This is a genomic window from Citrobacter sp. Cpo037 (assembly GCF_030332945.1).
GTDB lineage: Bacteria > Pseudomonadota > Gammaproteobacteria > Enterobacterales > Enterobacteriaceae > Citrobacter > Citrobacter portucalensis.
In genome coordinates, this window is record NZ_JAOWGW010000046.1 from 307,581 (window position 1) to 322,948 (window position 15,368).

14 protein-coding genes and 1 other annotated feature are annotated in these 15,368 nt (G+C 50.2%); of the genes, 8 read left to right on the top strand and 6 right to left on the bottom strand.

Features of this window, described 5'->3' with window-relative positions:
- Positions 1-85 precede the first annotated feature (85 nt).
- Entirely contained in the window at positions 86-1,132 is a 1,047-nt protein-coding gene (gene sohB, locus OGX94_RS07450) for a protease SohB (protein ID WP_257661944.1), read from the bottom strand.
- 221 nt (positions 1,133-1,353) lie between these two features.
- On the opposite strand from sohB, the gene OGX94_RS07455 reads away from it, so the two are divergent.
- Together OGX94_RS07455 and cobO are read left to right on the top strand one after the other, a co-directional pair.
- Positions 1,354-2,115, top strand: a complete 762-nt coding sequence (locus OGX94_RS07455; RefSeq protein WP_003833331.1) for a YciK family oxidoreductase — start codon at positions 1,354-1,356, stop codon at positions 2,113-2,115.
- Positions 2,112-2,702 (top strand): cob(I)yrinic acid a,c-diamide adenosyltransferase, encoded by a 591-nt coding sequence (cobO, locus tag OGX94_RS07460; RefSeq protein ID WP_003833333.1) that lies wholly within the window; start codon positions 2,112-2,114, stop codon positions 2,700-2,702. Before OGX94_RS07455 ends, cobO begins: the two co-directional genes overlap by 4 nt.
- An 83-nt stretch (positions 2,703-2,785) precedes the next feature.
- Here cobO and rluB read toward each other — a convergent pair whose 3' ends face one another.
- Positions 2,786-3,661 carry a 23S rRNA pseudouridine(2605) synthase RluB gene (rluB, locus tag OGX94_RS07465; RefSeq protein WP_003020625.1) on the bottom strand — a complete coding sequence of 292 codons (876 nt, stop codon included), beginning with the start codon at positions 3,659-3,661 and terminating at the stop codon, positions 2,786-2,788.
- 113 nt (positions 3,662-3,774) lie between these two features.
- Between rluB and OGX94_RS07470 the strand changes: the two genes are divergently transcribed.
- Together OGX94_RS07470 and OGX94_RS07475 are read left to right on the top strand one after the other, a co-directional pair.
- Positions 3,775-5,481 carry a tyrosine-type recombinase/integrase gene (locus tag OGX94_RS07470; RefSeq protein WP_063940817.1) on the top strand — a complete coding sequence of 569 codons (1,707 nt, stop codon included), beginning with the start codon at positions 3,775-3,777 and terminating at the stop codon, positions 5,479-5,481.
- A gap of 465 nt (positions 5,482-5,946) precedes the next feature.
- The gene (locus tag OGX94_RS07475) at positions 5,947-6,669 is read left to right on the top strand and encodes a YagK/YfjJ domain-containing protein (RefSeq protein WP_115601973.1); all 723 of its coding nucleotides are present in this window, start codon (positions 5,947-5,949) and stop codon (positions 6,667-6,669) included.
- A gap of 283 nt (positions 6,670-6,952) precedes the next feature.
- On the opposite strand, the gene OGX94_RS07480 is transcribed toward OGX94_RS07475, so the two are convergent.
- The 4 genes from OGX94_RS07480 to rnm form a co-directional block, all read right to left on the bottom strand.
- Positions 6,953-7,531, bottom strand: a complete 579-nt coding sequence (locus OGX94_RS07480; protein WP_049025820.1) for a recombinase family protein — start codon at positions 7,529-7,531, stop codon at positions 6,953-6,955.
- A gap of 642 nt (positions 7,532-8,173) precedes the next feature.
- The gene (locus OGX94_RS07485; protein ID WP_080470555.1) at positions 8,174-8,740 is read right to left on the bottom strand and encodes a hypothetical protein; all 567 of its coding nucleotides are present in this window, start codon (positions 8,738-8,740) and stop codon (positions 8,174-8,176) included.
- Between the two features lie 330 nt (positions 8,741-9,070).
- Positions 9,071-9,691, bottom strand: coding sequence for an L-threonylcarbamoyladenylate synthase (locus OGX94_RS07490; RefSeq protein WP_003833336.1), 621 nt, complete (start codon positions 9,689-9,691; stop codon positions 9,071-9,073).
- Positions 9,688-10,566, bottom strand: coding sequence for an RNase RNM (rnm, locus tag OGX94_RS07495; RefSeq protein ID WP_257661943.1), 879 nt, complete (start codon positions 10,564-10,566; stop codon positions 9,688-9,690). The genes OGX94_RS07490 and rnm overlap by 4 nt, the downstream gene beginning before the upstream one ends.
- Positions 10,567-10,701: 135 nt before the next feature.
- On the opposite strand from rnm, the gene trpL reads away from it, so the two are divergent.
- From trpL to trpCF, 4 genes are all read left to right on the top strand, one after another.
- Positions 10,702-10,746 carry a trp operon leader peptide gene (gene trpL / locus OGX94_RS07500; RefSeq protein ID WP_012905981.1) on the top strand — a complete coding sequence of 15 codons (45 nt, stop codon included), beginning with the start codon at positions 10,702-10,704 and terminating at the stop codon, positions 10,744-10,746.
- Positions 10,723-10,817, top strand: a sequence feature (Trp leader region). It overlaps the preceding gene by 24 nt.
- A 23-nt stretch (positions 10,818-10,840) precedes the next feature.
- Entirely contained in the window at positions 10,841-12,403 is a 1,563-nt protein-coding gene (trpE, locus tag OGX94_RS07505) for an anthranilate synthase component I (protein WP_257661942.1), read from the top strand.
- A complete protein-coding gene (gene trpD, locus OGX94_RS07510; RefSeq protein ID WP_257661941.1) occupies positions 12,403-13,998 on the top strand; it encodes a bifunctional anthranilate synthase glutamate amidotransferase component TrpG/anthranilate phosphoribosyltransferase TrpD in 1,596 nt (531 codons plus the stop codon). The genes trpE and trpD overlap by 1 nt, the downstream gene beginning before the upstream one ends.
- Positions 13,999-15,360 (top strand): bifunctional indole-3-glycerol-phosphate synthase TrpC/phosphoribosylanthranilate isomerase TrpF, encoded by a 1,362-nt coding sequence (gene trpCF / locus OGX94_RS07515; protein WP_370628564.1) that lies wholly within the window; start codon positions 13,999-14,001, stop codon positions 15,358-15,360.
- Positions 15,361-15,368 lie beyond the last annotated feature (8 nt).

A 15,368-nucleotide genomic window follows, 5' to 3' on the forward strand; every position in this document is an offset into this window, starting at 1 on the left:
GCAGCAACGCCTTATCCAGCCTACATTGATGCATATTTGTAGGCCGGATAGGATATGTGAGCAGCGCTATCCGGCAATGACAATTTTACATCAGTGGCTTCTGCCCCCGCTGCCACCAGCGCATCAGCAAACGATCGGCGCTCTCCGCCGCACTACCGGTAAAACGATCCACCAGCTTTTTACGCTGCAGATAGCGAACGTTCAACACTTCACGACCTTCCATCAGCCCGAGGATCACCTCATCGCTGGTATTGATCTCATCCACCAGCCCATTTGCCAGCGCCTGTTGACCAAACCAGTGTTCACCCGTGGCAACCTGTTCAATGTCCAGAGTCGGACGCATGCGATGCACAAAGTCTTTAAACAGATGATGCGTTTCGTTCAGATCTTCGCGGAATTTCTGACGTCCTTCTTCCGTGTTTTCACCGAGTAAGGTCAGCGTACGCTTGTACTGTCCGGCGGTGTGCAGTTCGATATCAATATCTTTCCCTTTCAGGAAGCGATTAAAGTTCGGGATCTGCGCCACCACGCCAATTGAGCCGACGATAGCAAACGGCGCCGAGACAATTTTATCTGCCACGCAGGCCATCATATATCCGCCGCTCGCAGCGACTTTATCCACCGTGACGGTTAGCGGTATCTGCTTATCGCGCAGACGTTGCAATTGCGATGCAGCCAGGCCATAGCCATGTACCACACCACCCGGGCTTTCCAGACGAACCACCACCTGATCCTGAGGTTTAACAACCGCCAGCACCGCCGTCACCTCTTCGCGTAATGCGCTGACCTCATGGGCATCCATACTGCCTTTAAAATCAAGCACCCATACACGAGGTTTATCAGATGACGTGCTGTCACCCAGTTTCGCTTTTGCCTTGGCGGCCTTCGCCTCCAGCTTCTGTTTCTTTTTCTGCGCCTTATGCCAGAATTTTTGCTGATGCCCATCCAATAAGGCCAGCGACAGATCTTCCTTCATCTCTTTATATTGATCGCTGAGGTTAATAACCCGCAATTCCCCACGCTGACGTTTGCGTTGTGTCGCGTTTACGATCAGCATCACCACCACTGCAATAGCCACCACGACAGTGACAATTTTTGCCAAAAACAGCCCATATTCAGACAACAATTCCACAAGACCCACCTTGGTTAAACAACGCGACTTCCGCTCAGTGTACAACAGGCGTGTCACCTCGTCTTGCTTCATACATCCAGTGCTGAATCAGTAAAAAGCATGACAAAGCGTTCATTTTGCGGTGTTATTGCCTTTGGCTGATTGAAAAAGAACAGGGTTTAAGGCATAAAGCCCAAAAGTTATTGCGAACGAGATGGCCAGGGCGTCGCCGAGGAGTAGCCGTGCATTACCAACCTAAACAAGACCTTTTACAGGGCCGCATTATTCTTGTCACCGGTGCCAGCGATGGTATCGGACGCGAAGCCGCGCAGACCTATGCACGCTATGGCGCGACCGTTATCCTGCTTGGGCGTAACGAAGAAAAACTGCGTCAGGTTGCCCGCACTATCGCCAATGAAAACGGAACACAACCACAGTGGTTTACACTGGATTTACTAACCTGTACCTCTGAAGAATGTCACCAGCTTGCGCAGCGCATTGCCGCACATTTCCCGCGTCTGGATGGCGTACTGCATAACGCCGGATTACTCGGCGATATTTGCCCAATGAGTGAACAAAACCCGCAGGTCTGGCAGGATGTAATGCAGGTAAATGTGAATGCTACTTTTATGCTGACTCAGGCATTGCTGCCGTTGTTACTCAAATCCGATGCCGGATCGCTGGTCTTTACCTCTTCCAGCGTCGGCCGCCAGGGACGCGCCAATTGGGGAGCATATGCTACCTCAAAATTTGCTACCGAAGGGATGATGCAGGTGCTGGCTGATGAGTATCAAAACCGTCATCTGCGCGTAAACTGTATCAATCCTGGTGGAACACGTACTGGCATGCGAGCCAGCGCATTCCCCACGGAAGATCCACAAAAATTGAAAACCCCCGCCGATATTATGCCGCTCTACCTGTGGCTGATGGGCGATGACAGCCGCCGTAAAACCGGTATGACTTTTGACGCCCAGCCGGGCCGTAAACCAGGAATTGCCCAATGAGTGAAGAACGCTATCAGCAACGTCAACAGCGCGTAAAAGATCGGGTTGACGCACGCGTTGCCGCCGCTACGGACGAGCGCGGGATCATCATCGTGTTCACCGGAAATGGTAAGGGTAAAACCACCGCCGCATTCGGTACCGCCACGCGCGCGGTGGGCCACGGTAAAAAAGTCGGCGTCGTACAATTTATTAAAGGTACGTGGCCAAACGGAGAACGTAACTTACTTGAACCCCACGGCGTAGAGTTTCAGGTTATGGCAACAGGATTTACCTGGGAAACGCAAAACCGTGAGTCCGACACCGCGGCCTGTATGGCCGTGTGGGAACACGGCAAGCGGATGCTGGCCGACGATGAACTGGATATGGTGGTACTGGACGAGCTGACCTATATGGTGGCATACGACTATCTGCCGCTTGAAGAGGTCATCACTGCCCTAAATGCGCGCCCTGCCCATCAAACGGTGATTATCACCGGCCGTGGATGTCATCGCGATATTCTGGAGTTAGCGGATACGGTCAGCGAGCTGCGCCCGGTCAAGCATGCGTTTGAAGCGGGCGTGAAGGCCCAGATAGGGATCGATTACTGACACCAGGCCGGATAAGGCGCTTGCGCCGCATCCGGCTCCACGCTAACGTCTGATAGCGCTTTGCTTATCAGGCCTGGTCATGATTAACCGTTGTTGCTACGACCACCCGGACGACGGCTGCTACCGACCTGTGAGTGGCGCTTCACCGCACGACGGATCTGATTTGCCTTCATGCGACGACGATCTTTCTCGACGGCAACTTTAGATGTCGTTTCCGGCTTCAGCTCCACCAGTTCACGCAGATAGTTGGTCTGCGCGAGGTCAAGCTCGGTCCAGCCACCACGCGGCAGGCCTTTCGGCAGCGGGATATCACCGTAACGAACACGAATAAGACGGCTTACCTGCACACCTACAGCTTCCCACAGGCGACGGACTTCACGGTTACGCCCTTCGGTCAGCGTGACGTTATACCACTGGTTGATCCCTTCACCACCGCTGAACTTGATCGTTTTAAATGCCGCCGGACCATCTTCCAGCTGTACGCCACGACTCAGATCGCGCAGTTTTGCATCATCAACCTGACCAAACACACGTACCGCATATTCACGTTCAACTTCACGGCTTGGGTGCATCAGACGGTTAGCCAGTTCACCATCGGTGGTAAACAGCAGTAAACCGCAGGTATTCACGTCCAGACGCCCTACGGCAATCCAGCGCGCATCACGCAGTTTTGGTAAACGATCGAACACGGTCGGACGACCTTCCGGGTCGTTACGGGTACACAGTTCACCTTCTGGCTTGTAATAGGCCAGAACGCGGCAGATTTGCTCCGCAGACTCTTTAACCGAAATCAGATGACCGTCGATACGGATTTTCAGACCCGGAGTGACTTCAACGCGATCGCCGAGCGTGGCAATTTTGCCATCAACGCTCACGCGACCCGCGGCAATAATAGATTCGATTTCACGGCGAGAACCGTGGCCAGCGCGCGCCAGCACTTTTTGTAACTTTTCGCTCATAGAGCTTCCTTTAGATGTCGCCTTCACAGGCGTCTGGTATACTTTCAAAAACAACAAGTTAACAATGATTTTACATCAACTTATTGATATGTAACTATTTTATGGAACACAACATGGCAAACAATATGTCACACAAGCTGTCACACACAATGCTTCGAGGCCGGACATACTACACGAATTTTAGATTAAATGATTCAACTAGTTTTGTTCGTCTTAGTCTAGGCACTGATAGCCGTAAACAGGCTGAAGTGATCATGAACCAGATACGACCTTTTATCCCTCTAGTACAAAACGGGACGATGAGTCTTGATGAATTCAGACGAAGAATGCAGGGTTACCGTACTGCTACAAAGCTGGATTTTGATAACTATCTGCTGCACACCCTTCAAATGGATATTACAGAAGTCAAACGATTACCACAGCTAGGGCACTATCATAAAAGAATCTTCCCAGATTCACCTTTATCCCCTTCAGCTACTGTCGAATCAGCACAAAAGTATGCCGATTTGTGTTTGGAGCGTTTATATAGTGGCGATGACATAGGGGCTAAAGAAGTACTCATGGGATTGCAATCCCTTGATATGTTGGAACAAAAAAAAGGTGGTCTCAGCACCAGTAAACTAGAATTTTCCAGAGATGCCATACCTTGGGCTAAAGAAGTAGCAGGGGAAATAGACATGAACCGTGCTATTGTTTATCAAGCATACAGTGCATTCTACTCTGGAGATCTTACTCAATATCGTCAGATATTAGAAACCCTGCAATCGCAGTTAAAAACGCGTGAACACACAGCGAAATCAACCACAACTTCCATTCAACCTATTGCAGCAACTGCAAAAAATGAACAAAAAAAAGAAACTATTTCCCTTTCTCAAGCTTGGATGCTCTACGTGAAAGAAAAAGGACAAAAGTGGCGCATAAGTGTCGCTAATGAAAACCAGCGTTTCTACGATGTTCTGTACTATGTCGTCGGAAATAAATCTATTGATTCAGTGACAAAGCAGGATATACGTGAGGCACTTAAAATTACAGAAAATCTCCCCAACCGCACCAAATTACCCTACAAACGGTTGACCCTCAAAGAATGTATTGCGTACGACGTTCCTGAAGAAGAGCTACTTAGTAGCCAACATGTCGAAAAACACCTAAAAATCTGGCGCTCATTATTCAGAAAATATCTAGTGGAAACTAAAGATTTCCTAGAGAAATCCCCTACAGACGGGATTTCTTACCAGGTAAGCCCAAATCGAAGGGGTCATTATAATGCAGCCGAACTTGTAAAACTAAAGACAAAGCTGTTTTCACTTTCTGATACTGATTGGCGTAAGTGGTATTTTCTCGCACTAATGTACACAGGTGCACGTCGTGGCGAACTTGCATCAATAAAGAAACAAGACATTCGCAAAGATGATGAAACAGGGCGTTGGTATATTTTCATTGAAGAAGGAAAAACGGATCACGCCCAACGTCAAATTCCATTACACAAAAAGCTAGAAAACGGATTACTTACTTTGATCAACGGTTTGAATGATAACGATTTTGTTTTCAATGGACTACCAAATTACACAACAACAACTGAAGTGTGGGCCAATCTGATGAAGGAACTCAGCATTCCGGATTACGATGACTATGGGTTAAAACGCCGTATTCACAGTTTACGGCATACTTTTATGACGAATTGCATTGCTGCAAAACAACCAATACCACTTATGCAATTCGTTGTCGGACATTCCAGAAACAAAAGCCTAGGGGTAACAGCGTTGTATACCCATCGCCCGCCGCTGAAGGATTTATTATGTATCGTCGATTTTCAGCAATAGTAGCTGTCTGTTTGTACGACAGTAAAATTGATATCTGTCGCTGATTTCAGACTGCGCCAGAACGCATCAATTTATGCCTGTATGTAACCAGAATGTCAGCGCTGCCCACTGATCCAAAGCAAAGCACTTATCAACTGGGAAGTACCTTGTTGGGTTATCGCAAAAACGGCAAAATGGCAGAAGCAAACCCGAAAAATACCGCAGATTAAAAATAATCTTTGCACTGCCACGACTTGTGCGCTATTGTTATCTTGGGATTATATACATCATGTAAACTTTCTTCAAAAAAATTTCATACATCTTTTTACCGTCAGCCTTTATCTGATGGGGTTTGTGTTATCCGTAACCGCTCCGTTTTACGGTGGTCAGATGGTAATAACTTATACGTGTGTGCGTGTACGCGAGGGGTTGTTTATATAAATAACTTATGGGGGTGTTGTGTCAGAAGAAGGATCTATTCAGTCAATGCTCACACAGGCTACGCCTTACACAACCAAAGTTCATACACACGGGCGTTACAGGGTAATCGATGGTGATGTTTTCATTCGTCATGGTTACTCCTACCCGATCAACACCACCGACCAATCTGGTGTTCGCCTTGATATCCTTACCCCTATAGCAGAACAGCTTGATGCAATACTGTCCATCTACAGCCGGGTTTACTTCTCTCGCTTCGATTTACGCTTACCTGAGAGTACCCCAATAGACACAGGCAACAAGTGGGTAAGCGATCTGTTTAAAAAACTACGTGAACGCCTGAAGTCTAAATTAAACAGACCTGAGGGATTAGCAGAACCGATCCTCAACTTTGCTTATGGCTGGGTACGGGAGAAAGAGAAAGCAAAACAGGTGCATTATCATTGCTGGATTGCCCTTCCGCATCGACAGGTCAAACGCCTTGGGACACCCACAAGCGGCATTGCCGGAAGTATTGTTGAAATCTGGATGGGCCTGACGGGTGGTAAAGCAGCGCTGGTGGAGCTGCCAAAAGCAACGGAAAGATATTCGAATCATTACGTTATCGAAAGAAATAGGCCGGAAACGCTAAAAGGTCCCTTCCAGTGGGTATCGTATCTGGCGAAAGAGCGTGGAAAGTATCAGACCGGAAATGGGGATCGGGTCCACTCAACATCAAAATTGAGGGGTGAAAAAATGAAATCGCTAAATCCTTCGTGTAACGCCTCCTGAGCCATTTAAAGAGCATAGCAGTACCTTCGCATTACCCATGCTACAAAAAGCGCTCACGATAGCGCTCATTGCGTTTAACAATGCGTTCTCTGATGCACTACAGCTTAACTTTTAAAAATAGCACCTCATTGTCATCTTTTCCAGATGATTTTAAGCTGTTGTGCGGCTCTGCTGGATTTACTGCCGCCGGAATATTTCGGATTAATTGACCCGAAAATAGCCATAATTAAGCCTCACACACTGGCAGGGAAGTATCTGAATCTGAGTGAAGGCAGGTTAAATCTTATGCCTCTTTGATGTTCCAGTTTCGTTTGATTGTAGGTAGGCTTAAATTCAGTGCAAGTGCTGCTTTAGACTGACTCAGTCCCTTAGTTCTGGCTTCCTGTACACGCTGAAAGGTATCTGCCGCAACCGGACGACCTAACTTCTTCCCTTCCTTCCTGGCTCTTACTAATCCCTCTTTTGTGCGTTCAATGATGCGGGATTTTTCGAACTCTGCAAACGCAGAAAACATTTGCAGCATCAACTTCCCTTCCGCGCTGGAAAGGTTACGCACAGGCAGATCCAGTGAAACAACATCAATCCCTTTATCCACCAGCATCGTAATGGTTTGCTGCACGTCGATGTTGTCCCTTCCCAGGCGGTCCAGTTTCAATACTACAAGCTGATCCCCAGCCTCCAGTTTATGAGTCACCATATTGGAAAAGGCTTTACGCTGCATTGCCTGCACTCCTCCTGACACGGTTTCTGATACTACCCTGCTATCTTTCACCGCATACCCAGCCTGACGAATCGCCATAATCTGGTTTTCTGTTGACTGTTCGCTGGTGGACACACGGCAATATGCAAATGTACGGCCCATAATCTCTCCCCTGGCTGGTATCAAAAACGGTATCATAATCAACTAATGGTATCATAATGTCAATGATCTAATTTAATGACACCAATTTAGGGTAGGGTTTACTGGTGTCATAAAACGTTCGATTGTTGATACCAGAAGGGCCGGGCCATGAAACAACCCGCTGATATTTGCCAGGGATCGGGGGCGACTTTTACGGGAGGAGGAAACCTGCCTGGCAGATCAGTCTATGGATGTGGTGATGTTTACACTCACTACTCTTTTTTCTGGATGCGTCGGCTATGTAGATCAATCACACTGTCTTCTGATGTGAATCCTTTCAGGCTTTTAAGAATATAATTCCGTTGGGAGGGGGTTAGATCTGGGTGTTCCAGTAAACGTCGTAACGCATCCCGAAAGTTTTGCCACAATCTCTTCTCTTCATCGTCCATTGCCATACCACTCATCAGATTGTTCTTAATCCACATTAGGATAAAAAATCTGATTTGACCACTACTAAAATAAAATATCAGACGATAAAAGTGTAAAAAAAACAGAAGGGTATACCTTTATAATACCAGTATTATCAACGGCTCGGAAGTGTCTAGATTATCCGTGGCGATTCAATTAGTAGTTTTTTCATTACATCCCCACGAATTGAGTTTATTAATTGTGAACCAGTTTACAATGATCCCATTGCTCAGTGCTTCTTGCGATGCGGTCACTAATTGCAAAGTTTCCCAGCGACGGATCATAGGCGTACACTTTGCTTTTATCATCTGCCATCATCAACTTACCGTTAGTTTTCAGCTTTGGCGAGAGCAAGTATGTACCGTTTAAACGGTTAGCTTTGAAGCTATCGACATACAATGTTACCTCGGCACTACCCAACACACGTAAAGCATCGATTCTTCCATTCTGTATCGCTGCAATAGCATACTGACAGAGATACGTTTTAGCAGTTGAAGACGTATTTTTTCCGTCAACCTTAGCTGATGAGGAAGGGGGAGAGGATTTAGGGATTGAACTATGAAGAGAAGTTGACGGGTAAGAGTATGAATAATTTTTATACGTAGTTGATGTGCCTGACCCAATCCGGCACGTTTTTCCAACCGCAATGCACGAATTACCGCATGGAATACCTTTCTTGCAGTTCTTAGCGTGTGCAGAGAATGACAACCCAGCCAATAGAAATGTACCAATGGTTATCCTAACCAACGAAGACCAGCCCATAAACCACCCTTCTTTTAAGATTTTCTCTACATGATACCATACCTAAATTAAGGGAATAGTAGCCAATAAGCCCGTTGGTGGTAATACCGAATACGGGACTATACCAAGGAAGACATTAACAGCCGGGAAAGGTGTACATACATGATGAGAGTCGCGATGTGGCTAATGGCTGTCACACAAGTTAGTAACAACCATTAACCGAAAAACAGTAAACCATTGATTATAAATGATTTAATATTTATCTTGTGCGCCTTCACAGGCGTCGAACAGGAGAATCAACGGCGCCAGTCAGCGCCATTTTAAGGCCGCGTAGTATAGCGGTTCGCGCCCTTATAAGAAAGGTTTAACGTCGCCGACGCCTTCACGTAACACCACCGGGGAATCGTCGGTTAAATCGATGACCGTGGTCGGCTGCTGACCGAGATAGCCACCGTGGATAATCAAATCCACCAGTTTTTCCAGACGGTCTTTAATCTCTTCCGGGTCTGACTCAGTAAATTCACTGCCCGGCAGCATCAGCGATGTAGAGAGCATCGGCTCACCCAGTGCTTCCAGCAGCGCCAGCGCAATCGGATTCGATGGCACACGCAGGCCGATGGTCTTACGTTTTTCCTGCAACAAACGGCGCGGAACTTCTTTCGTTCCTTTCAGGATGAAGGTGTAGTTACCCGGCGTGTTGTTTTTAATTAAACGAAAGGCCACGTTGTCGACAAACGAATAGGTCGACAGTTCAGACAAGTCACGACACATCAGCGTAAAGTTGTGCCCGTCCGGCAGGTGACGAATGCGGCAAATGCGCTCCATGGCGCCTTTATCTTCAATTTTGCAGCCCAACGCATAGCCGGAATCGGTTGGATAGACGATCACCCCACCTTTACGCACGATTTCAACGGCCTGATTGATCAGTCGCTGCTGCGGGTTTTCGGGATGAATATAAAAAAACTGGCTCATACTTTCCTCTCTGTGATCTCGGGCTGCTCCCAAAGTTGCCAGACGCCTTCTACGCCTGCGGGCAACCAAAGTTTACGACCCAACTCAATCCATGGGCAGGGTAGATGAAAATCAGACCCTTGCGATGCCCACAGTTGATGCGAACGCGCAAGCGTCGCCAGATGGGTGCGTTCATTGGGAGACTGCTGGCACTGTGCTACTTCCATCGCGTCGCCGCGATGTTCAGCAAAATGCGCAACCAGTCTTTTCAGCCACTTAGCGCTAAGATCGTACCGCCCAGGATGAGCCAGAACAGCCTTACCGCCAGAATGATGAATGACATCAATAGCTTGTTCTATTGTACACCACTGTGGCGGAACGTAACCGGTTTTCCCACGGGCAAGATATTTTTTAAAGACATCCGCCATGGTTGTGGCTTTTCCGCATTCCATCAGGAAACGCGCAAAATGGCCCCGCGTAACCGCCCCGCCATCAGCCAGGCGTAACGCCCCATCCCACGCGCCGGGGATATGCGCTTTGTCGAGTCGTTCGGCAATCAGGCGCGCACGCTGCTGACGACGTTCCGTTTGTTGCGCCAGAAACTCACACATCCTGGGATGGGCGATATCAATGTTCAGACCCACTATATGGATCTCATGGTTTTCCCAGACCGTTGATATCTCGACGCCAGGGATTAAATTTAAGGCTAAACCTGAACGTGAAATTTCTTCTCTTGCCGCCGCAATGCCGGCCGTGGTGTCATGATCGGTGATCGCCAGTGTACCGACTCGCATCTCTACCGCACGGTGTACTAAGGCTTCTGGCGTTAACCGCCCATCGGAGGCTGTAGTATGACTGTGCAGGTCATAAATCACTGCGTAATTCGTGTCGCTCAAGGCGGCTCCCGTTTCAATAAATGTCGTATCACGCCCATCATAGCGGTTTCGACAAATATACTGAAATCAGGTGTTGACTTTATTCTATTGAACTAGTTAACTAGTACGCAAGTTCACATGAAGAAGGTATCTGAGATGAAAGCAACATTTGTTCTGCACGGTTGGTGGCGCACTTCCTGATTTCGGGCAGTGTCTTACGTCTGCAATATGCAACCAGATACCCGGCCCGCCAAATGAGCGGGCTTTTTTTTGAACAAAATTAATGAGAATAACGATGCAAACTCAAAAACCGACACTCGAACTGCTTGCCTGCGATGCCGCCTACCGTGAGAATCCGACGGCGCTGTTTCATCAGGTGTGTGGCGCACGTCCAGCAACACTGCTGCTGGAATCTGCAGATATCGACAGCAAAGACGATCTGAAGAGCCTGCTGCTGGTCGACAGCGCATTACGCATTACCGCTCTAGGTGACACTGTCACTATTCAGGCGTTGTCCGCAAACGGCGCATCGCTGCTGCCCCTGCTGGATGCTGCCCTGCCCGCTGGCGTTGAGAACGAACAACAGCCGAATGGTCGTCATCTGCGATTCCCCGCCGTCAGCCCGCTGCTGGATGAAGACGCCCGCTTATGTTCTCTTTCCGTATTTGACGCTTTTCGCTTACTGCAGGAGCTGGTGAATGTTCCAGCGCAAGAACGTGAAGCGATGTTCTTCGGCGGTCTTTTTTCCTACGACCTGGTTGCCGGTTTTGAAGATTTACCTCAGCTTGAAGCGGGCAACCGTTGCCCTGACTACTGCTTCTATCTGGCAGAAACGCTGATGGTTATCGACCACCAGAAAAAAAGCACCCGTATTCAAGCCAGTATTTTTTCCCCTAATGATGCTGAAAAACAGCGTATTAACGCTCGTCTGGCGCAGTTGAGCCAGCAGCTTACCGAGCCTGCGCCGCCATTGCCGGTCACTGAAGTCCCACAGATGCGCTGCGAGTGCAATCAGAGTGATGAAGAGTTTGGCGCCGTAGTACGTGGCATGCAAAAGGCGATTCGCGCGGGCGAAATTTTCCAGGTGGTGCCATCCCGCCGTTTCTCGCTGCCCTGCCCATCTCCGCTGGCGGCCTACTATGTGCTGAAGAAAAGTAACCCCAGCCCATACATGTTTTTCATGCAGGACAACGATTTCACGCTGTTTGGCGCCTCCCCGGAAAGCTCGTTGAAATACGATGCCACCAGCCGCCAGATTGAGATCTACCCGATTGCCGGTACTCGCCCGCGCGGTCGTCGTGCGGACGGTTCGCTTGATCGCGACCTCGACAGCCGTATCGAGCTGGAGATGCGTACCGACCATAAAGAGCTTTCTGAGCACCTGATGCTGGTTGACCTTGCGCGTAACGACCTGGCGCGCATCTGTACGCCTGGCAGCCGCTATGTTGCTGACCTCACCAAGGTCGATCGTTACTCCTTCGTTATGCACCTGGTTTCGCGCGTGGTCGGCGAATTGCGTAGCGATCTGGATGTGCTGCACGCTTACCGCGCCTGTATGAATATGGGCACGTTAAGCGGAGCGCCAAAAGTTCGCGCCATGCAGCTTATCGCCGAGGCAGAGGGTCGTCGCCGTGGCAGCTACGGCGGTGCGGTTGGTTACTTCACGGCGCATGGCGATCTGGATACCTGTATTGTCATTCGCTCCGCCCTCGTGGAAGACGGTATTGCCACCGTACAAGCCGGTGCCGGGATTGTTCTGGATTCTGTACCGCAGTCTGAAGCCGATGAAACCCGTAATAAAGCGCGCGCGGTTCTGCGTGCTATCGCCACCGCGCACCACGCACTGGAGACCTTCTAATGGCTGACATTCTGCTGCTCGATAATATCGACTCTTTTACCTATAACCTGGCGGATCAGCTGCGTACTAATGGTCACAACGTGGTGATTTACCGCAACCATATTCCGGCCCAGACGTTGATTGACCGCTTAGCAACGATGAAAAATCCGGTGCTGATGCTCTCTCCAGGCCCAGGTGCGCCAAGCGAAGCAGGTTGCATGCCGGAGCTGTTAACCCGCCTGCGCGGCAAGCTGCCGATCATCGGTATTTGTCTGGGGCACCAGGCCATTGTTGAGGCCTATGGCGGATATGTGGGCCAGGCTGGAGAAATCCTGCACGGCAAAGCGTCCAGCATTGAACACGACGGTCAGGCGATGTTTGCTGGTCTGGCGAATCCGCTGCCGGTGGCACGCTATCATTCACTGGTTGGCAGCAACGTACCTGCTGGATTGACCATTAACGCCCACTTTAACGGCATGGTGATGGCGGTACGTCACGATACCGATCGCGTCTGCGGCTTCCAGTTCCATCCGGAGTCAATTCTGACCACCCAGGGCGCGCGATTGCTGGAACAAACGCTGGCCTGGGCGCAACAGAAGCTTGAACAAACCAATACGCTGCAACCCATTCTGGAGAAACTGTATCAGGCCCAAACGCTGTCCCTGCAGGAAAGCCACCTGCTGTTCTCTGCCGTGGTACGCGGTGAACTGAAACCGGAACAACTGGCTGCGGCGCTGGTAAGCATGAAAATTCGTGGCGAACACCCGAATGAAATTGCCGGTGCGGCAACCGCGCTGCTGGAAAACGCAGCCCCGTTCCCGCGCCCTGATTATCTGTTTGCCGATATTGTCGGTACCGGCGGTGACGGCAGCAACAGTATCAATATTTCTACCGCCAGCGCCTTTGTTGCGGCGGCTTGCGGACTGAAAGTTGCCAAACACGGCAACCGCAGCGTCTCCAGCAAGTCTGGCTCTTCGGATCTGTTAGCGGCATTTGGCATCAATCTGGATATGAACGCTGATAAATCCCGTCAGGCGCTAGACGACCTCGGGGTGTGCTTCCTGTTTGCGCCGAAATATCACACCGGTTTTCGCCATGCCATGCCAGTACGCCAGCAGTTGAAAACCCGCACGCTGTTTAACGTGCTCGGCCCGTTGATTAACCCGGCGCATCCGCCGCTGGCGCTGATCGGCGTTTACAGCCCGGAACTGGTGCTACCCATTGCCGAGACGCTGCGCGTGCTGGGATATCAACGAGCAGCCGTGGTGCACAGTGGTGGCATGGACGAAGTTTCGCTGCATGCGCCGACCATTGTGGCAGAGCTGCACGATGGGGAAATCAAGAGTTATCAACTGACGGCAGAAGACTTTGGTCTGACGCCTTACCACCAGGAACAGCTGGCTGGCGGCACGCCGGAAGAAAACCGTGACATTCTTAGTCGCTTGTTACAAGGTAAAGGTGAAGCCGCTCATGAGGCTGCTGTTGCCGCAAATGTCGCCATGTTAATGCGCCTGCACGGTGAAGAAGATTTAAAAGCCAATGCGCAAACCGTGATTAATGTACTGCGTAGCGGTGCGGCCTATGACCGCGTCACTGCACTGGCAGCAAGAGGGTAAATGATGCAAACCGTTTTAGCGAAAATTGTCGCAGACAAGGCGATTTGGGTAGAAGCCCGCAAACAGCAACAACCGCTGGCCAGCTTTCAAAATGATGTTCAGCCTGGCTCACGTGATTTCTACGATGCGCTGCAAGGTGCGCGCACCGCCTTTATTCTGGAGTGCAAAAAGGCATCTCCATCAAAAGGCGTGATCCGTGATGACTTCGACCCGGCACAAATTGCTGGCGTCTATAAACATTATGCTTCCGCGATCTCTGTACTGACCGATGAGAAGTATTTCCAGGGGAGCTTTGATTTCCTGCCCATCGTCAGCCGTATCGCACCGCAGCCGATTCTGTGCAAGGACTTTATTATCGATCCTTACCAGATTTACCTGGCGCGTTTCTACCAGGCGGACGCCTGTTTATTGATGCTGTCGGTGCTCGATGATGAGCAATATCGTCAACTCGCCGCCGTCGCCCACAGTCTGAAAATGGGCGTACTGACCGAAGTCAGCAACGAAGAAGAGCTGGAGCGTGCTATCGCACTGGGCGCCAAAGTCGTTGGTATCAACAACCGTGATTTACGCGACCTGTCGATTGATCTGAATCGTACCCGTCAACTGGCGCCGCGACTGGGTCACGGTGTTACCGTCATCAGCGAGTCCGGGATCAACACCTATGGTCAGGTGCGCGAGCTCAGCCACTTCGCCAACGGTTTTCTGATTGGCTCCGCGCTGATGTCGCATGATGATTTGCACGCCGCCGTGCGTCGCGTACTGCTCGGCGAGAATAAAGTCTGCGGTTTAACCCGGGCTCAGGATGCAAATGCGGCATACGAAGCGGGTGCCATTTACGGCGGCGTGATTTTTGTCCCCACATCACCGCGCGCGGTCAACGTTGAACAAGCGCGAGAGGTCATGACCGGCGCGCCGCTGCAATACGTCGGGGTGTTTCGCAACTCAGATATTACCGACGTGAGCGCAACAGCGGCGGAGCTGGGACTAGCTGCAGTGCAACTGCACGGTAACGAAGACCAGGTCTATGTTGACGCCCTGCGCGAGGTGCTGCCCGCACAGGTACAAATCTGGAAGGCGCTCAGCGTCAGCGAGACGTTGCCAGCCCGTGATTATCAGCATGTCGATAAATACGTCTTCGACAACGGCCAGGGCGGCAGCGGTCAACGCTTCGACTGGTCACTTTTAGGCGGACAATCGCTGGATAACGTTTTACTGGCAGGCGGACTTGGTGCAGATAACTGCGTTGACGCAGCAAAAACCGGCTGTGCCGGTCTCGATTTCAATTCTGGCGTAGAGTCACAGCCGGGCATCAAAGATGCACGTCTTCTGGCTTCGGTCTTTCAGACGCTGCGCGCATATTAAGGAAAAGG